The following is a 17,588-nucleotide window of genomic DNA, read 5'->3' on the forward strand; positions in this document are numbered from 1 at the left end:
CTAGTCTAACCGCATTCACAAGGCTTACAGGGCCACAGAGCGCGATGAATACCGTTTGCTTCGATGGTGTTTACATAGGTAAGGCAAAAAACCTCGCACGGGGTTTGATCAGATGAACTTGTTCAGCTTGCGGCGCAATCCTCCGAGTCTCGAAGACTTGGCCGTCGATGCCTTCTTGCCGTCCAAAGACGCCAATCTTTCCAGCGAGTGCCTGATGCCCAGTGTCGAGCGACCGAAACAGATATTCGTGCGCGGCCAGGGATCATGGTTGTGGGACAGCGAAGACCGCGCTTATCTGGATTTCTCACAGGGTGGCGGGGCCAATAGCCTCGGGCACAGCCCTTCGGTACTGGTCAACGCCATCGCGACGCAGGCTCAGTCGCTGATCAATCCCGGTTTCGGCCTGCATAACCGCGGCATGCTTAATCTGGCTGAGCGTCTATGCTCCAGCACCGGCAGTGATCAGGCGTACCTGCTCAACAGCGGCAGCGAAGCGTGTGAAGCGGCGATCAAACTGGCACGCAAATGGGGTCAACGGCATCGCGGCGGGGCTTCGCGGATCATCGTTGCCAACAACGGCTGCCATGGTCGTAGTCTGGGGACGATTTCGGCGTCGGACAGTTCGATTCTGACCAACCGATTCGAGCCGCTGCTTCCAGGCTTCAGTCATGTTCCGTTCAATGACCTTCCAGCCTTGCATGCGGCCGTCGACGCTCAGACCGTGGCGATCATGCTCGAACCGATCCAGAGCGAAGCCGGGGTGATACCGGCGACCGAGCATTACCTCAAAGGCGTCGAGCACCTGTGTCGTGAGCTGGGCATTCTGCTGATCTTCGACGAAGTGCAAACCGGTTTAGGGCGTTGTGGCACTTTGCTCGCCGAACAATCCTACGGCGTGCGGGCAGATATCGTTGTTCTCGGTAAAGGGCTGGGTGGTGGCGTGCCATTAGCGGCATTGCTGGCACGGGGTAAGGCCTGCTGTTTCGAGGTCGGCGAAGTGACAGGTACTCATCATGGCAATGCACTGATGACGGCTGCCGGTCTTGCCGTCCTCGACAGCGTGCAGGACAAGGGGTTTCTCGATCATGTCGGGGAAACCGGTCAGCACCTGAGCGAAGGTCTTCAGCGTTTATCCCATCGCTATGGTCACGGCGAGTTGCGCGGGCAAGGACTGTTCTGGGGCCTTGACCTGTCCGACGAATCGGCTGACGCCGTCGTCAAAGCGGCGTTGTACGAAGGCTTGCTGCTCAACGCTGCGCAGCCTGATTGCCTGCGCTTTACCCCGGCCCTGACCGTCAGTAAAGCCAACGTTGACGAAATGCTCCTGCGCCTGGCCCGTGCCTTCTCCCGTGTGCGCACTGCGCAACTGCAGTGCCGCAAAGGGATTGCCGTCTGATCAGACCCGCCCTACACGAATTCCCGAACCGTCTCGCGGTATAACGCATCGCCCCATGCCTGATTTTTTTTGCGTGGGGCGTTTTTTTGTCTGCGAAATTCACCGCGATGGGTTGCTGCTCGGAAGTCACAGAACTGAACCCTGACGAACGGCAAAGGTCGATTAGCTGTGTGGCTCACGCGAGCCAACTTCAAATCAGGAGCTGCCCCATGGACTTTATTCGCATCATCATCGCCATTCTGTTGCCGCCACTGGGTGTGTTTCTGCAAGTCGGTTTCGCCGGCGCGTTCTGGCTGAACATTCTGCTGACACTGTGCGGTTACATCCCCGGGATCGTGCATGCGGTGTACATCATTGCCAAGCGCTGAGTTTCACGGCGCCAGTTAGATCGCTTTCGCGAGCAGGCTCGCTCCCACAGGGGTTTCTGTACACCACAGATCCATTGTGGGAGCGACGGTGCGACGATTCGACCTGCTCGCGAATGGGGCGACACAATTCCTGCACGGGCAGCAGACTTCAGTCCGCCAACGCCATCACTCTTCGATAAAACAACCACTCCTGCTCCAGCGCATGGGCCTGATTGCCGGCCTTGCGAAAGCCATGGCGTTCGTCAGCGTAGTAATGCGCTTCAACCAGAATGCCGTTGTCCTGCAACGCCGTGACCATGTCGCGGGTCTGTTGCGGCACCACCACGGCGTCCAGTTCACCCTGAAAGAAAATCACCGGCTTACTGATGTTGCCCGCGTGCAGCAACGGCGTTCGAGCGGCGTAGCGTTCGGCATCCTGCACCGGGTCGCCGATCAGCCAATCCAGATAATCGCCTTCGAACTTGTGAGTCGTCCGGCCCAGCGCCACAGGGTCACTGACGCCATACAGGCTGGCGCCGGCGCGGAAGACGTTGTGGAAGGCCAATGCGCACAGGGTGGTGTAACCACCGGCACTGCCACCGCGAATAAACGCCTTGTTACCGTCGATCAGTCCGCGTTTGGCAAGATGAGCGACGACTGCGCAGGCGTCCTCCACGTCCACTTCGCCCCAGCTCAAATGCAGCGCTTGTCGATAAGCCCGACCATAGCCACTGCTGCCGCGGTAGTTGAGGTCGGCCACGGCGAATCCGCGTTGCGCCCAGTACTGGATTCGCGGATCGAGCATGGGGTAGCAGGCCGAAGTCGGGCCGCCGTGGATAAACACCACCAGAGGCGGTTTTTTCTCACGGGTCATTGCTGGATAGAAGAAGCCGTGCGCCTCGCCCGAACCGCTCGGGTAACGCAGGGTTTGCGGGACGCTGATCTGCTCGGCAGGCAACGGTGCAATACCGCCAGCCAGTGTTTTGAGCTGCCGGGTCTGGCGGTCGATGGCAATGACTGACGACGAACTGACTGGCGAAGCGGCGATGCAGTAAATGAACTGCTCATCCAGTGCGAGAGAGCGGAAGCGGCTGTAATCGCCCGTGAAATCTTCACCGGCGTCACCACAAACACCCAGTCTGCCAAACCCGTCTTCGGTCCAGCTCGCCAGATAGCGGCCTTCGCTCAGCGGCAACCAGGTGCTGCCACCCAGCTGCCACGGCGCTGGCCCATGATCCGCTGCGGCACTCGGCAGCGGGCTAAGACCGTCTGCCGATTCCACCCAAGGCTGCCAGTAGCCGCTGCGATCTGTCAGGCAAAACAGACGGCCGCTTGTATCGAACCTCGGTTGTTGCAGCGATTCCTCAGCGTCTTCGCCTGCCACGCAACGCGGCAGAGCAAAACGGCCATCGTTCTGGCGTTCGGCGACCATCAGGCGAGTCGCGGTCCATGGCTGATCCGGGCGGTCCCACTCGATCCACGCCAGTCGTTGCGCGTCGGGACTCAACGTCGGCGCGGCATAGAAATCAGCGCCTTCGGCCAGCAGATGACGTACTCCGTCAGCCACATCGATAGCCACCAGGCGATGCCGATCGCGGTTTTCTTCAACCGCCAATACCTGCCCGTTAGCGAACTGCAGATCGCCGTATCGGCATTCGCCCAAGCTCAGTAACTCAGGTGTCTCGCCGGCCAGCGACTGTCGATACAGCTGTTGGTCCGCCTCGTTGACGAAAACGATCCCGTCATCGGTCAGACAGAACGCGCCGCCGCCGTATTCGTACACGCGACTGCGCACACTGAAGCCCGCAGGCGTCAGGCAGTGCGCCTGGCCGCCTCGCCAATGCCAGATTCGGCAGGCGGCGTCCTCGGGGCGGTACTCGTTCCAGAACAAACCATGTGGGCCGACCTGCAACTCGGCGAAGTCGATGCCGGCCGCAACAGCCTTGGCAGCGCTGAAGGGTTCAGCTTTTAGCGATGAGTCGTGAATTTCGTTCATTGCGAAAGGCCAGTTGTTCGATGGTCTGGGTCGCGTGCTCGGCTTCTTCGCGGGCCTTGAGGATCACGCCGTGATGTTCCGACTTGCTGCACACCGGGTCGGCATTGCTCGCGTCCCCCGTGAGCATGAATGCCTGGCAGCGACAGCCGCCGAAGTCTTTTTCCTTCTCGTCGCAAGAGCGGCAAGGCTCGGGCATCCAGTCGTAACCACGAAAGCGGTTGAAGCCGAACGAGTCGTACCAGATGTGCTGCATGCTGTGATCGCGCACGTTGGGAAACTGCACCGGCATCTGTCGGGCGCCGTGACACGGCAGAGCGGTTCCGTCCGGCGTGACTGTCAGAAAAATACTGCCCCAGCCATTCATGCAGGCTTTCGGGCGTTCTTCGTAATAGTCCGGAGTGACGAAAATCAGCTTGCACGGATGCCCTTCGCCTGCAAGTTTTGCGCGGTATTCGTTGGTGATGCGTTCGGCGCGGACCAGTTGTTCCTTGGTCGGCAACAGACCGACCCGATTGAGCTGCGCCCAACCGTAGAACTGGCAAGTGGCGAGCTCCACAAAGTCCGCCTCAAGGGCGATGCACAGCTCGATGATCCGGTCGATCTTGTCGATGTTGTGCCGATGGGTCACGAAGTTCAGCACCATCGGGTAGCCGTGGGCTTTCACTGCGCGGGCCATTTCCAGCTTCTGGGCGAAGGCTTTTTTCGAGCCAGCCAGCAAGTTGTTCACCTGCTCGTCGCTGGCCTGAAAGCTGATCTGAATGTGGTCCAGGCCGGCCTTCTTGAAGTCGCTGATTTTCTGCTCGGTCAGGCCGATGCCGGAGGTGATCAGGTTGGTGTAGAAACCCAGCTTGCGCGCCTCGGCAATCAGCTCGGCGAGGTCCTGGCGCACCAACGGTTCGCCGCCGGAGAAGCCCAATTGCGCGGCGCCCATCTCCCGCGCTTCGCGAAATACCTTGATCCACTGTTCGGTGCTCAGTTCTTTGCCTTGCTCGGCGAAGTCCAGCGGATTGGAACAGTACGGGCATTGCAGCGGGCAGCGATACGTCAGCTCGGCCAGCAGCCACAGCGGCAGGCCGATTTCCGGTTTGGGCGGTAACTTGTCTGACACGGATTCAGGCAAGTTCGATCCAGTGCTGAGCACGGGCGACCTCCATGAATTGCTCGATGTCGTCACCGAGCTCGGGTACGCCGGGGAACTGGGCGTCCAGTTCGGCGATGATCGCCGCGACATCACGCTCGCCGTCGATCAAACCGCCGATCAGTGCGGCGCTTTCGTTGAGTTTGATCATGCCTTCCGGGTACAGCAGCACATGACCTTTCTGCGCCGGTTCGTACTGGTAGCGGTAGCCGGTACGCCAGCTCGGGGTCTTGCTGCGATCAAAACTCATAAGGTGATTCCTTTATGCCAGACCCGTTGCTCGGTCACGCTGTGATACGGCGGGCGTTTCAGTTCGTAGGCCATGCTCATGGCATCGAGCATGCTCCAAAGAATGTCCAGTTTGAACTGGAGAATTTCCAGCATGCGCTCTTGGCCGGCCCGCGTCGTGTAGTGCTGCAAAGTGATCGCCAAGCCGTGTTCCACGTCGCGACGAGCCTGGCCCAGGCGGGTGCGGAAATACTCGTAGCCGGCCGGATCAATCCACGGGTAATGCTGCGGCCAACTGTCGAGGCGCGACTGGTGGATCTGCGGCGCAAACAGTTCGGTCAGCGAGCTGCTGGCGGCTTCCTGCCAACTGGCACGGCGGGCGAAGTTGACGTAGGCGTCGACGGCAAAACGTACGCCGGGCAGTACCAACTCCTGCGAGCGCAGCTGATCCGGGTCGAGGCCGACGGCCTGGCCCAGACGCAGCCAGGCTTCGATGCCGCCGTCTTCGCCGGGGGCACCGTCATGGTCGAGCAGGCGCTGAATCCACTCACGACGAATCTCGCGGTCCGGGCAGTTGGCGAGGATTGCGGCGTCCTTGAGCGGGATGTTCACCTGATAGTAGAAGCGGTTGGCGACCCAGCCCTGGATCTGCTCGCGCGTTGCCCGGCCTTCATACATCGCCACGTGATACGGGTGATAGATGTGGTAGTAGGCGCCCTTGGCGCGCAGGGCTGCTTCGAACTCGGCGGGGGACATTGCGGTGTCAGTCATTTCGGTTCTCCGGGAACTGAGGGAACAAATCCCTACAGCACAATACTCATGCCGTCATACGCCACTTCAACATCGCGCCGCGCCAGTTCTGCACGCTCTGGCGAATCCTCATCAAGAATCGGGTTGGTATTGTTGATGTGGATAAGTACTTTGCGCTGGTTGGGCAGCTGTTCCAGCACTTCGAGCATGCCGCCGGGGCCGTTCTGTGCCAGGTGACCCATTTCACGACCGGTGCGGGTGCCGACGCCACGGCGCTGCATTTCGTCGTCATCCCACATCGTGCCGTCCACCAGCAGGCAATCGCTGCCGGCCATGATCTCCAGCAGCGGTGCGTCGACTTTGCCCAGGCCCGGTGCGTAGAACAGTTTGCCACCGGTGTTGAGGTCTTCAACGATCAGGCCGATGTTGTCGCCCGGGTGCGGGTCGAAACGGTGCGGCGAGTACGGTGGTGCGGCGCTGCGCAGCGGCAGGGGGGTAAAGCGCAGGTTTGGGCAGGCCGGGATGGTGAAGCAGCGGTCGAGCTCGATCTGGTTCCAGGTCAGCCCGCCGTTCCAGTGGGTCAGCATGGTGAACAGCGGAAAACCGGTGCTCAGGTCTTCGTGGACCATGTCGGTGCACCAGACCTCGTGCGGGCAACCTTCGCGCAGGCTGAGCAGGCCGGTGGTGTGGTCGATCTGGCTGTCCATCAGGATGATCGCGTTGATGCCGGTATCGCGCAGGGCGCGGCCCGGTTGCATCGGGGCGAAGCTCTGGAGTTGGGCGCGGATGTCCGGCGATGCGTTGCACAGCACCCAGTTCACGCCGTTATCGGAAATCGCGATGGACGACTGGGTCCGCGCTTTGGCGTTCAGGCTGCCATCGCGGAAGCCGGCGCAGTTCACGCAGTTGCAGTTCCACTGGGGGAAACCACCGCCGGCGGCGGAACCTAGAATCTGGACAAACATGGCCGCTCCATCATTTTGAAAACTGAAAATAAAAACGCCTCGGCGAGCCGAGGCGTTGCACTGCGCTACAAAAAGATTAGCGGCTTGCGAAGTACATGGTGACTTCAAAGCCGATACGCAGGTCGGTGTAAGCAGGTTTGGACCAGGACATAAAAGCGCTCCTTCAGGTGATGGGACAGTTGAGATCTATACATATAGTCCACCTCCAGCCGGAGATGTTCAGATAGTTAGGTGGCTATGTTACTCAAAATTACAGGGCGATTGGCCGGGAATCTTTGAGAAAGCTAATTGCAGCACCGGTAATGATCATTTTGCCGCTTGCCAAGGCGAGCCCGGGCACAGGCCGCTGGCCAGGCAGCGCCAACCGCCTTCGGCCTGATTCAGTCGTTGTGCCGCGGCCAGTAACGTTTCGCGGTCGATCTTCAGAATTGCCTGAGGCAGTTGAGTCAGATATTCCGACGAGTGGCCGGCCAGTTTGCCCTGCCAGAGCAGTTCGGCGGCCGGCGCATTGGGCAGTGCCGCGCTATCGAATTGATCGGCCAGGGCCTGGCGTTGGTCAATGAAGGACTGGTCATTGATGGCGTCGATCATCCCGGCCAATCCGCTCAGGAAGTGTTCGATGTGTTCCAGCAGATCCAGAGGGGCGACGCTGGGCGATTGCACGCCGAACAGCAGCCCGGTCTGCCCATGGATCTGCCGCAGGGCGCTGAACACCGCATAACCGAGCTGCAGTTCTACCCGCAGGCGTTGGTAAAACGGCGTCTGGCAGACGTGAGCCAGCAAGCGCCAGGCGGCTTCATCAGCGATGTTTGCAGTTGCGGTCGGACAGAAGAGCAGCAGCGCGTGTTCGCTGGACCCGGTATCGACCGCGCTCCACAGATGTTGCGCGTTTATTGGGGAGGGCGGCGTCAGGTGATTGTCCGCAGTGCCGGGCACACGACTCAAGGCAAGGCCCATCGCTGCTTGTGTCTGGGCGGACAGCCCGGTCGCCAGACCATCCCAGCGTGCGCCCAACCAAAGCTGCATCAAATCGTCCGAGTCAGCGGTGCGCTCAAGGCAGTGATCAGGCAGCGCTTTAAGCAACTGTCGAATCGGCATCAACGCAACGCTCGGCGGTTCTTCTTGCGAGAAGCCCGCATCAGGTGTTGTCAGTTCTTTCAGCGCATGTTCGAGGACGGTCGGCATCGGCTCCTGTAGCCCGGTCATTTTCAGCAGCCATTCATTGCCCGATGCGCTGAAGGAAAAATCGACACCTGCCTGACGAGCGTCTTCACGCAACGGCTGAAGGCGCTTTTCCAGGCTCGTCTGAACGTTGCTGCGAGGTGCCGAGTCCAGACGCCAGCGCAGGTAAACTGCACCTTCGGCACTGCTGTCCGGCAATGCCTGACTGAACTGCATGGGCGAACGTTCACGACGACCGCGTGAGCGATCCTGGGCAAAGGTCCGCAGGCCTCGGTGTTTGCTGGTCTGGCCGCGGATCAGTCCGGCACTTGGGGCCGGAGCCTCTGCGCGCAGAAACGGATTAGGTGTTGGCAGTTGCCATTGGCCGGTGAAGTTATCCACAGCGCCGATTTGTTTCAGGACTTCCTTGAGGGCTGCAATGCCCGATTCGGATAACCCTGTTTCACGCTGTTCGCTGTCCAGTCGGGCCAGTTGCAGGGCTCCGCTGACTTGCTGCTGACGTTGCAGCAGGGCGGCGTATTGTTCGCGCAACCCGGTCCAGGGGTGCTGTGAGGCAAAGAACCCAAGCCAATCCAGTAGCTGTTCGCGGATCCCGTCGGGCGTCGCGTTGGCAGGTAACGTGAATTCGATGTGCAACAAAGCCTGGCCGGCGAACTGATACAACGGCGCAGCTTTCAGGCTGTCAGCCAGCCCGTGCTCGCGCAATTGCGCCAGTAGACCACCGGGTTTCGCGGCGTTCAGCCAATGACACAGGAACGCCAGCGCCTCGGGCGATGAATCGGGCAATGCGTCGACGGCAAACAACAGATCCAGTCGACGCGCTCCAGCCTGTTGATAACTTTTGTCCGAAGAATCCATCAGTGATGTAGGCGCCTGTTGCGGGACCTTTTCCCCTACGGGAATCGCAGCGCTAAAGCGCTGAGCCATCGCCCTCAACTCATCGAGACTTTGCGGCCCCGTCAGGCTCAAGGTCATCTGCCCGGTCTGATAAAACCGCTGATAGAAATCCTGCAAGGCGTGCTGGAACTCAGGCTGCGGCACCGGAAGGCTGTAGCGGTTGCCGGCATGAAAAGCTCGGAGTGGATGCGCCGCTGAAAGGCCGTCGAACAGCGCAAATTGCTGTTGAGCGGCCGTATCCCGCGACCAGGCGACAAATTCTGCGTGCAGCACTTCCCGTTCCCGCCGCTGATCGTCTGGATTCATACGCGGATGAGCGAGCATGTCCGACAGGCGCTCCAGTCCCCCGGCAAACGACTGCGGCGGTAACTCGAAAAAGTAGTCCGTGGTGCGTTCGCTGGTCCGCGCATTCACCTGACCGCCATGACCCTGGACGTAGGCCATCAGGCCTTGGCTTGCGGGAAAGCGCTCTGTACCGAGAAACAGCAAGTGTTCGAGAAAGTGCGCCAGTCCGGGCCAGGCCAGCGGCACGTCATGGCTGCCGGCAGCGACCCGCAACGCCGCAGCACTGCGCTTCAAATCGGGCACATGACGCAGCGTCACCCGCAGACCGTTGGCCAGGGTTTCAGTGTGAAGGTGGGGGTGATTCAGCGCAGGCATGAGCACTTCCAGAGCAGAGAAGTGCCAATGCTAGCGGATAACGGTTGATCAGCGCTTGTTAAGCTCGCTGTAAAGCTCGGGGCGCCTATCGAGGAAGTAGCGATTGGCGGCGCGGGATTCGACCATCAACTGACGATCCAGCTCGCCGACAATCAGTGCTTCATCGAGGCCGGCCTGGGCGATGCGGCTGCCATCCGGCGCGGCGATGCTGCTCTGGCCGCAATACTGGATCTCGCCTTCGTTGCCGCAATAGTTGGCGTAAGCCACATAGCACTGGTTTTCGAAGGCCCGGGCGCGGACGGTGACGTCGGCGATGAAGTCGTAGGGAATCATGTTCGCCGTGGGCACCAGAATCAGCTCGGCGCCGGCCAGGGCCAGGCGTCGGGCGTTTTCCGGAAATTCCAGGTCGTAGCAGATCAGGAAGCCGAGCTTCCAGCCATTGAGTTCAACCAGCGGAAACTCATCCGGTCCGGCGCTGAACATCGAGTGATCGAGGTCGCCGAACAGGTGAGTCTTGCGGTAGTTGCACAACCGCTCGCCATTGGCGTCAATCAACTGCACGGCGTTGTAGATCTGCCCATCCTCGGTGCGCTCGGGATAGCCATACAAAATGGCGATCCCGGCCGTCTTGGCGATGCGCGCGATTTGCTGCGCCGATTCACCGTTGTGCACTTCCGCCAGCACGCTGACGGCATCGATGCCGATGTTGTAACCGGTCAAAAACATCTCCGGCAGCACCAGCAAATCCGCGCCCTTGGCCTCCAGCGCCAATTGATGCAGACGTTGCAGATTACCTGCGACATCCAGGGGCAGCGGTGGACATTGGTAAAGGGCTACGCGCATTTCGGATTCCTCTTACTCGGGCAGGGCGATCGGACCGATCTCGTTGAACACATCTCCTGGACCCGGGTTCTCGGCGTGAGTTTCACCGCCGAAGTGTTTCATGATGCCCCACACCGCATTAAGCGAAGTCTGCACCGCGCCTTCGACCCAGGCAGGCGTCCATGAAACATCGTCACCAGCGATGAAAATCCCGCGCTGCTCGGCCGGCATGTCAGCCTGCATGAAGTGCGCGTACATACGCTGGTTGTAGCGATAGTGGCCGGGCAGGGCGCCTTTGAAAGCCCCGAGAAAATGCGGGTCGGCTTCCCAGGACACGGTGATCGGATCGCCGATGATCCGCGCAGCGATGTCGACTTTCGGGTAGATCTTCTTCAATGCATCCAGCGCCAGCTTCACGCGCTTTTCCACTGGGTGCGGGAGCATTTTCAGCGCGTCGCTCATCCACGAGTACGACAGGCAAATCACGCCCGGCTTGTCGTCGCCGTTGTCGAACAGGTAGGTGCCGCGAGTCAGGCGATCGGTGAGGGTCATGCTCATCAGATCGCGGCCGGTTTCTGGATCCTTGTCCTTCCAGAATGGTCGGTCGACCATCACGAAGGTTTTCGACGATTGCATGTAGCGGGTGCGGTCGAGGGCCATCCACATCTTTTGCGAGAACAGGGTTTCGTCGCATTCGATCTGGGTGGTCAGCAGCCAGCTCTGGCACGTGGTCAGAACAGCGGCGTATTCGCGGGTGTCGCCGTAGTTGTCGGTGACCGTAAAACGGCCGTTTGCTGCGTGGGCGATTTTCTTCACGCCGGAGCGTGGAGCGCCCCTGTGCAACGAACTGAGACTGGTGCCCTCGGGCCAGTGCACGCAGCGCTCCGGCACGTGACGCCAAATGCCCAGCGGCACTTGTTCAACGCCGCCGACCACCAAGTGCTGGTGATCGTCGCAGTTGGTCATGACCACGCGGAAGATTTCCAACATCGAATTCGGGAAGTCCGAGTCCCAGCCGCCGGTACCGAAACCGACCTGACCAAACACTTCGCGGTGATGGAACGAGAGCTTGGCGAAGGCTTTGGAAGTGGCAACGAAGTCGTAGAAGGTGCGGTCGTCCCACAGCGGAACGAGGGTGTTCCAAAGCTCTTTGAGGCGCGGCACATCACGGTCGCGGATCGCTTGCTGGATGTCAGAGAACTGCGAACCGGCTTCCAGCGCGTCGGCCCAGGCGTCGGCGACTTCCTGGAACAGTGCAGGAAGATCCGCCAGCTTCTGTGCGTAATGGGTCTGACCTTCGAGGTCGATCACCGTGCTGCCCGAGGCAGGTGTCAGCGGGTTCGGGAAAGGTTTGGTTTCAAGGCCGAGCTTGTCGACGTAGTGATAAAACGCGGTGGACGACACCGGGAAACGCATGCCGCCGAGCTCGGCGATGATGCCTTCGGCGCCATTGAACGCCTGCGAGCGCAGACGACCGCCCATTTTCGAGGCTTCGTAGACGACGGGTTTTAGGCCCAGTTTCATCAATTCATACGCAGCCACCAGGCCTGCGATGCCGGCACCGACGATCGCAACCTCAGCGCCTTGGTTGTGCGCAGGAATGCTGCCCAGGCCGGCCGGGTGCTCGATCCAGTCGTCGAAGGCGAAGGGAAAGTCCGGACCGAAAATGGTGACTGGTTTTTTACCGTCTGCAGGATGGCGATTGTTCTTGTTCATGGCTGACCTTGCTGGCGACCGGACGCGGAGTGCGCGTCTGAGTATAGGAAAAGATGGCAGCCATTCTAGTGAGCGTAGAGCACGTTAATAAGACGCAATGTGTCGTCGTTTTGCTTATTAGTGCTGCAATTTGACGAGTGTGACGAACAGATTGGATTAAACCGGCTGGCCGCGATCAATCTTGCTGCTGAGAATGATCGAGGTCGTGGTCTTCTCCACGCCATCCACACTGCCGATCTGATCCAGCAACTGATCCAGCTGCTCAGGTGAATCGGTGCGCAACCACGCCACGTAATCAAATTCGCCACTGACCGCGCACAATTGTTGCACCTGAGCCATCGCGCTGAGACGTCGCAACACTTCCTTGCCCGAGCGCGGTTGCACCGTGATCCCGACGTACGCCTGCAAGCCGCCATCCACGACACGTTGACCCAAACGCACGCCGTAACCGGTGATCACCTTGGCTTTTTCCAGCCGGGCCAGACGCGAAGTCACGGTGGTGCGAGCGATGCCCAATTGTCGCGCGAGCATGGCCACGCTTTCGCGGGCATTGATCTGCAGGGCTGCAATCAATTGGCGGTCGATTTCGTCAAGAATGGGTGGGCGAGTGTCAGGCAAAGGTCGTCTCCAGCGGCACAGATCAATGGGTTGGCATGTTACAGGCACATCTCGCACCGCGGATGGTTGATCTCGCCTCAGTACCGTTCATACCGTTTTCTACATCTCGGGTTTTTCTTTGGCTTGAACAAGGCGCGATCGACAGGATGGACACCAACAGTCAGTCGTAGTCGAATGCGAAATCGAGGGATGCGAGGCGATGGAAATGACAAAGAAAATGCCGCCCGTTGTACGGGAACGTGCGTTGCAGATTGCCAATCACGAAATGGCGCACTACGTCATTGCCCGAGCCTTGGGGTTTGAAACGGGCGGCGTGACCCTGACAGTGACCATGGACTTAAGGCATCAAGGCGGGGCGTCCATTAGCTTGGTGCGGTCAATTTCGTCGATGGAAGCCATGAAGGAGCATCTGGAAGCGCGGATGATGGTCCTGTTTGCTGGCGCTATGGGGCAGGCATTAGTTTCAAAGCATTCGCCCGAAAAATGCGTCGATAAGTCGAAAGCGACAGCCATCCTCAAAGGAGAGCTCGGGGCGGAACAGGATTACGCAAAAATAAGGGAGTTACGGCACTTGCTGCGCAATATCGCCTACCCCGATACGGATCCGGCGTCGTCTGACCGCATAACGGCTGAGCTGAAAGAGATTACTGATCGCGTATGGTTTCGGACTCAAAAAGTCGTAGAGGACTTGGCCGATACGATTACCGAATTGGGACGCGTGCTGGTTGACGGCATGGTCATCGTGGAGCAATGGGGTAGGGCGGCGGATACGTATGAGGTCGTGTTGACGGGTGCAATGCTTGAACGGCTGCGGCCGGTGCAGGCTATTCCAGGGTTAGCCGTTGCTTCTAGAAGTTGACGGTAAGCGCTCCATGAGCCCCACCTTTAAAATGTGGGGTTCATGGAGCGCTTACAGCAAACTGCATTAAACATCAGGTACGAAAAAGCCGCGCATTGCGCGGCTTTCTTGTTTGGTGGGCCCAGTAGGACTCGAACCTACGACCAAGGGATTATGAGTCCCCTGCTCTAACCAACTGAGCTATAGGCCCTCAGTAGGCCGCGGATTATAGCGACGGTTTCTCTGCTGTGCTATCCGAAAAGTCTGAAATGGCTATACGAAGAAACGTCGCGGCAAATTCTTCCGGTGGCAAGGGCAGGCTGACGATATAGCCCTGGATCTGTTCACAGCCTTCGGCGGCGAGGAATTGCTGCTGCGCGAGGGTTTCGACGCCCTCGGCGATGATGGTGAATTGCATGCTGCGGCCCAGGGCGATGATGGCGCGAACGATGGCTGCGTCGTGGGGATCATCCGGCAGGCCGCGGACGAAAGACTGGTCGATCTTGAGAATATCCAGTGGCAGACGTTTGAGGTAACTCAGGGACGAGTAACCGGTGCCGAAGTCGTCGATTGCCAGTTGCACACCCAGGTGTTTGAGTTGATGCAGCACTGCCAGCGCCTCTTCAGCCTGGCTCATGATGAAGTTTTCAGTAATTTCCAGTTGCAAGAAACCGGGTTTGAGGCGGTTGTCCTTGAGCAATTGTTCGATCCGACCGAGCAGGTTCGGCTGGCGCAATTGAGCGCCCGCGAGGTTGACCGATAGCGGGCCGACGGGTTCGTAAAGCTGATTCCACTCGAACATCTGCCGGCAGGCGGTTTCGAGAACCCAATCGCCGATTTGCAGGATCATGCCGTTTTCTTCGGCCAGCGGAATGAAGTGCTCCGGTGGAACATCGCCGAAGGTCGGGTGGCGCCAGCGAATGAGCGCTTCTGCGCCGACCAGGCGATGGTCGACCAGGCTGATCTTCGGTTGATAATGGAGGTGCAGTTCGTTGCGCTCGATAGCGCGTCGCAGTTCATGTTCCAGTGCCACTCGCTCGCTGGCTTGAGCGGTGAGGTCGCGGGTGTAGCTTTCGACCCGGTTGCGACCCTTGGCCTTGGAGCGGTACATCGCCGCATCGGCGTTCTTGACCAGCGTGGCGACGTCGCAGCCATCCTTGGGATACAGGCTGGTGCCGATACTGGCGCTGATAAAAAACTCATGCTCGCCAGCCTGGAACGGTGCGCTGAAGCAATTGAGCAATTTGGTCGCGATGTTGTCGGCATCACTGGATTGCTGCAGCCCGGGCAGCAAGATGATGAATTCGTCGCCGCCCAGGCGCGCCACGGTGTCGATGTCGCGCAACTGCTCCTTGAGGCGCACGGCAATGCCCTTGAGCAGCAGGTCACCGACTGGGTGACCCAGGCTGTCGTTGATGTGTTTGAAACGGTCCAGGTCCAGGAACAGCACCGCGCCCTGGCCGCCGTTTTCCTGTTGGTTGTTCAGCGCAGTCAGCAATCGGCTCTCGAACAGCGTGCGGTTCGGCAGCCCGGTCAGCGGGTCGTGGTGAGCCTGGTAGTCGAGCTTGGCCTGGGCGTGTTTGAGGCTGGAAATGTCCGCGAACACCGCGACAAAGTGGGTGATGAACCTGTCCCGGTTGCGCACCGCACTGATGGTCAGCCAGCTCGGGTAAAGCTCGCCATTTTTGCGCCGGTTGGAAATTTCGCCCTGCCAATGACCTTCGGCGGTCAGCTGATGCCACATGGCGGCATAAAACGCGCTGTCGTGCAGGCCCGAGGCGAGCAGGCGAGGGGTGTGGCCCAACGCTTCGCTCTCGCTGTAGCCGGTGATTTCGGTAAACGCACGGTTGACCGCGCTGATGTGCTGTTGAGTGTCGGTGATCAATACACCTTCGGCGGTGCTCTCGAATACCGTCGCGGCCTGTTGCAGTTTCTCCTGCATCAGGTGTCGCTCGGTGATGTCCCGGGCGATGGTCAGCATGCAATCTTCATCGCCGATCGGCAGCGGACGGCTGGACACCTCGCAAAGGCGGATCTGCCCGTCGCTGCGGCGTATATGGCAACTGAAGTCGCGGACGAATCCGTCCCGGTGCAGCAGATCGAGCATCTGTTTGCGTTCGTTGAGATTGACCCAGATTCCCAGCTCGAGGGCGGAGCGATCCACGGACATCGCGCTGTTGAAACCGGTAATGCGGCTGAAACCCTCATTGACCTCAATCAGTAAGCCGTCGCTCTGCCGGGACAATAGCAAGCCATCGGGAGAGGCATGGAAGGCCTTGGCGAATTTCTCTTCGGAGGTTTGCAGCTGTTTCTGGGTTTCCTTGAGCTGGCTGATGTCCCGCACGACCACTACCAGCGCAGGGGTTGTATCGAGGTCGAACGGTTCAGCGGAGATCAGGCCGGTAAACACTTGGCCATTGTTGCGGCGAAAGGGCATCTCCAGGTTACGGATGCTGCCGGCCTGCAACCGTTGCAACAAGCCTGGCCCGACGCCGGGTATGCCCCAGATGTTCAGGTCGGTGGCCGTCTGGCCGATGACGTCTTCGGCCTTGAGACCGATCTGTTCTTCGAACGCTTCGTTGACCTCCAGCAGGCAGCCGTCGGAGAGTCGCGCGATGACTAGTATGTCCGGGCATTGCTGGAACACCGAGGCGAACTTCTGTTCCGACAGGCGCAACGCCTCTTCGGTGCGCTTGGCTTCGCTGATGTCGATCATCAGCCCGCGCAACACCGGTTCATGGCCGTGCTCAATCAGGCTGACAATATCGCGCACCCAAATGCAGCGGCCATCGGCGGTGATGACCCGGTAATCGAGACTGTAGTCGCGCCCGGCCAGTACTTCGTGATCGCAAAAGGTCTGGGCGCGGGTCAGGTCGGCCGGGTGAATGATGTTGCGCCAGAAGCCCGGAATCAGCCAATGAGACAGGGGGTAACCGAGCAGATCTTCGGCATGGGGCGATACGTAGCTGTAGGTGAAATCACTGATCCGCGCTTCCCAGGCGATGGCCGAAAGGCTCTCTACCAGTCCGCGGTAGTGGTATTCGCTGCTGCGCAGTTCTTGTTCCAGATCGACCCGGCGAGCGATTTCTGAGCTCAGTCGGCGATTGATCCGGATAACGACCACCAGCACGATGATCAGCAGGAGCAATCCCGGTAGACCGTAAACCAGCAGATCGGACCAGAAGGTTCGATGATCGAGGACGTTGCCGACCCAGTGCTCCTGGATGGCGCTTATTTCGTCCGGGGTCATGTCTGCCAGGACTTTATCCAGAATGCCGACCAGTATTTTGTTGTCCCGGGGCACGCCCATCGCCAATTGATAGCGATAGGGGGTTTCGCCGCTGACGTAGAGCCCGTCGAGCTTGAGCTGACGCAGGCTCCAGACGCTGGAGGCGAGATCGCCGACCACCGCATCCACTTCATCAGTTGCCAGCGCCTGCAGTGCTGAGCTGACGTTGGGCATCGCTACCAGATTGAGATCGGGATGGTGGGTGCGCAACAGTTCGTGGGGGGCGTAGTTTTCCACCACGGCGACTTTCAACCCGTACAGGTCTTCGAGTTTGCGTGGCTGGGGGCCTCCGACATGGGCAAGGATGACAATCGGAAAGTCCAGGTAGGGGCGTGTGAACGACAGATAACTCTGGCGCTCCGGGGTCGACATGATGCCAGGCAACAGGTCGAGCTTGGCTTGTTTGGCCTGTTCCAGGACAACGGTCCAGCTAACGGGCTCGATGGGCGTGAGCTTGATGGCCAGGCGTTGACGGATCAGGTCGATATAGTCTGCTGCAAGACCCTGATAGCGGCCCTGATCGTCGCGAAACTCGAAGGGTGGCCATGACGCATCGACACCCAGGCGCAAGTCCGGGTGGGCCGTAAGCCAGCTACGTTCTTCGTCGGTCAGAGTCAGCGCGCCAGCCGTTGCGGTCCAGGTCAATAGCGACAGCAAAAAAAGCACGGTCGGCAGTCTGGGCATAACGGTCTCGTTATGGCTCGGGGAATGTTTCGAGTGTAGACGGGCAATTCGGAGGGAGGGAG

14 protein-coding genes and 1 tRNA gene are annotated in these 17,588 nt (G+C 59.6%); 3 read left to right on the top strand and 12 right to left on the bottom strand.

The features are described from left to right. Positions 1-112: 112 nt before the first annotated feature. Complete coding sequence (locus JFU47_RS19960; RefSeq protein ID WP_201185111.1) at positions 113-1,396, top strand: aspartate aminotransferase family protein; 1,284 nt, start codon at positions 113-115, stop codon at positions 1,394-1,396. Between the two features lie 209 nt (positions 1,397-1,605). After that, positions 1,606-1,764 (top strand): YqaE/Pmp3 family membrane protein, encoded by a 159-nt coding sequence (locus tag JFU47_RS19965; RefSeq protein WP_007904205.1) that lies wholly within the window; start codon positions 1,606-1,608, stop codon positions 1,762-1,764. Positions 1,765-1,912: 148 nt separating this feature from the next. Here the strand turns inward: JFU47_RS19965 and JFU47_RS19970 are convergent, their stop codons facing one another. From JFU47_RS19970 to JFU47_RS20015, 10 genes are all read right to left on the bottom strand, one after another. Further along, positions 1,913-3,739 carry an alpha/beta hydrolase family protein gene (locus tag JFU47_RS19970; RefSeq protein WP_201185113.1) on the bottom strand — a complete coding sequence of 609 codons (1,827 nt, stop codon included), beginning with the start codon at positions 3,737-3,739 and terminating at the stop codon, positions 1,913-1,915. Further along, positions 3,705-4,847: a pyrroloquinoline quinone biosynthesis protein PqqE gene (gene pqqE / locus JFU47_RS19975; RefSeq protein ID WP_201185284.1), complete on the bottom strand. Its 1,143-nt coding sequence runs from the start codon at positions 4,845-4,847 to the stop codon at positions 3,705-3,707. The genes JFU47_RS19970 and pqqE overlap by 35 nt, the downstream gene beginning before the upstream one ends. 4 nt (positions 4,848-4,851) lie before the next feature. Then, positions 4,852-5,127, bottom strand: coding sequence for a pyrroloquinoline quinone biosynthesis peptide chaperone PqqD (pqqD, locus tag JFU47_RS19980; RefSeq protein WP_123368647.1), 276 nt, complete (start codon positions 5,125-5,127; stop codon positions 4,852-4,854). After that, complete coding sequence (pqqC, locus tag JFU47_RS19985; protein ID WP_140674669.1) at positions 5,124-5,876, bottom strand: pyrroloquinoline-quinone synthase PqqC; 753 nt, start codon at positions 5,874-5,876, stop codon at positions 5,124-5,126. The genes pqqD and pqqC overlap by 4 nt, the downstream gene beginning before the upstream one ends. A 32-nt stretch (positions 5,877-5,908) precedes the next feature. Next, positions 5,909-6,820, bottom strand: coding sequence for a pyrroloquinoline quinone biosynthesis protein PqqB (gene pqqB / locus JFU47_RS19990; RefSeq protein WP_201185115.1), 912 nt, complete (start codon positions 6,818-6,820; stop codon positions 5,909-5,911). A gap of 76 nt (positions 6,821-6,896) precedes the next feature. Continuing rightward, on the bottom strand, positions 6,897-6,971 hold the full coding sequence (pqqA, locus tag JFU47_RS19995; protein ID WP_009045898.1) for a pyrroloquinoline quinone precursor peptide PqqA: 75 nt from the start codon (positions 6,969-6,971) through the stop codon (positions 6,897-6,899). Positions 6,972-7,126: 155 nt separating this feature from the next. Further along, complete coding sequence (gene pqqF, locus JFU47_RS20000; RefSeq protein WP_201185118.1) at positions 7,127-9,559, bottom strand: pyrroloquinoline quinone biosynthesis protein PqqF; 2,433 nt, start codon at positions 9,557-9,559, stop codon at positions 7,127-7,129. Positions 9,560-9,607: 48 nt separating this feature from the next. Continuing rightward, the gene (locus tag JFU47_RS20005; RefSeq protein WP_123368651.1) at positions 9,608-10,402 is read right to left on the bottom strand and encodes a carbon-nitrogen hydrolase family protein; all 795 of its coding nucleotides are present in this window, start codon (positions 10,400-10,402) and stop codon (positions 9,608-9,610) included. 12 nt (positions 10,403-10,414) lie between these two features. Next, a complete protein-coding gene (locus JFU47_RS20010) occupies positions 10,415-12,097 on the bottom strand; it encodes a flavin monoamine oxidase family protein (protein ID WP_140674660.1) in 1,683 nt (560 codons plus the stop codon). Positions 12,098-12,253: 156 nt separating this feature from the next. Continuing rightward, on the bottom strand, positions 12,254-12,715 hold the full coding sequence (locus JFU47_RS20015) for an Lrp/AsnC family transcriptional regulator (RefSeq protein ID WP_201185120.1): 462 nt from the start codon (positions 12,713-12,715) through the stop codon (positions 12,254-12,256). A gap of 205 nt (positions 12,716-12,920) precedes the next feature. Here JFU47_RS20015 and JFU47_RS20020 point away from each other — a divergent pair, with 205 nt between their 5' ends. Next, the gene (locus JFU47_RS20020) at positions 12,921-13,574 is read left to right on the top strand and encodes a peptidase M41 (RefSeq protein ID WP_201185286.1); all 654 of its coding nucleotides are present in this window, start codon (positions 12,921-12,923) and stop codon (positions 13,572-13,574) included. A gap of 113 nt (positions 13,575-13,687) precedes the next feature. Here JFU47_RS20020 and JFU47_RS20025 read toward each other — a convergent pair. Further along, positions 13,688-13,764: transfer RNA gene (locus JFU47_RS20025), tRNA-Ile, on the bottom strand. A gap of 15 nt (positions 13,765-13,779) precedes the next feature. Beyond that, positions 13,780-17,526 carry an EAL domain-containing protein gene (locus JFU47_RS20030; RefSeq protein WP_140674645.1) on the bottom strand — a complete coding sequence of 1,249 codons (3,747 nt, stop codon included), beginning with the start codon at positions 17,524-17,526 and terminating at the stop codon, positions 13,780-13,782. Positions 17,527-17,588 lie beyond the last annotated feature (62 nt).

Origin of the sequence: Pseudomonas sp. TH39(2020) (genome assembly GCF_016650715.1) — a bacterium.
Taxonomy (GTDB): domain Bacteria; phylum Pseudomonadota; class Gammaproteobacteria; order Pseudomonadales; family Pseudomonadaceae; genus Aquipseudomonas; species Aquipseudomonas mandelii_C.

Bases quoted from the DNA above. Each gene is read 5' to 3' on its own strand.
- JFU47_RS20005 (WP_123368651.1), bottom strand. From the start codon at position 10,402: ATGCGCGTAGCCCTTTACCAATGTCCACCGCTGCCCCTGGATGTCGCA.
- pqqC (WP_140674669.1), bottom strand. From the start codon at position 5,876: ATGACTGACACCGCAATGTCCCCCGCCGAGTTCGAAGCAGCCCTGCGC.
- JFU47_RS19960 (WP_201185111.1), top strand. From the start codon at position 113: ATGAACTTGTTCAGCTTGCGGCGCAATCCTCCGAGTCTCGAAGACTTG.
- pqqB (WP_201185115.1), bottom strand. From the start codon at position 6,820: ATGTTTGTCCAGATTCTAGGTTCCGCCGCCGGCGGTGGTTTCCCCCAG.
- pqqF (WP_201185118.1), bottom strand. From the start codon at position 9,559: ATGCCTGCGCTGAATCACCCCCACCTTCACACTGAAACCCTGGCCAAC.
- JFU47_RS20030 (WP_140674645.1), bottom strand. From the start codon at position 17,526: ATGCCCAGACTGCCGACCGTGCTTTTTTTGCTGTCGCTATTGACCTGG.
- JFU47_RS20020 (WP_201185286.1), top strand. From the start codon at position 12,921: ATGACAAAGAAAATGCCGCCCGTTGTACGGGAACGTGCGTTGCAGATT.
- JFU47_RS19970 (WP_201185113.1), bottom strand. From the start codon at position 3,739: ATGAACGAAATTCACGACTCATCGCTAAAAGCTGAACCCTTCAGCGCT.
- JFU47_RS19965 (WP_007904205.1), top strand. From the start codon at position 1,606: ATGGACTTTATTCGCATCATCATCGCCATTCTGTTGCCGCCACTGGGT.
- pqqD (WP_123368647.1), bottom strand. From the start codon at position 5,127: ATGAGTTTTGATCGCAGCAAGACCCCGAGCTGGCGTACCGGCTACCGC.
- JFU47_RS20010 (WP_140674660.1), bottom strand. From the start codon at position 12,097: ATGAACAAGAACAATCGCCATCCTGCAGACGGTAAAAAACCAGTCACC.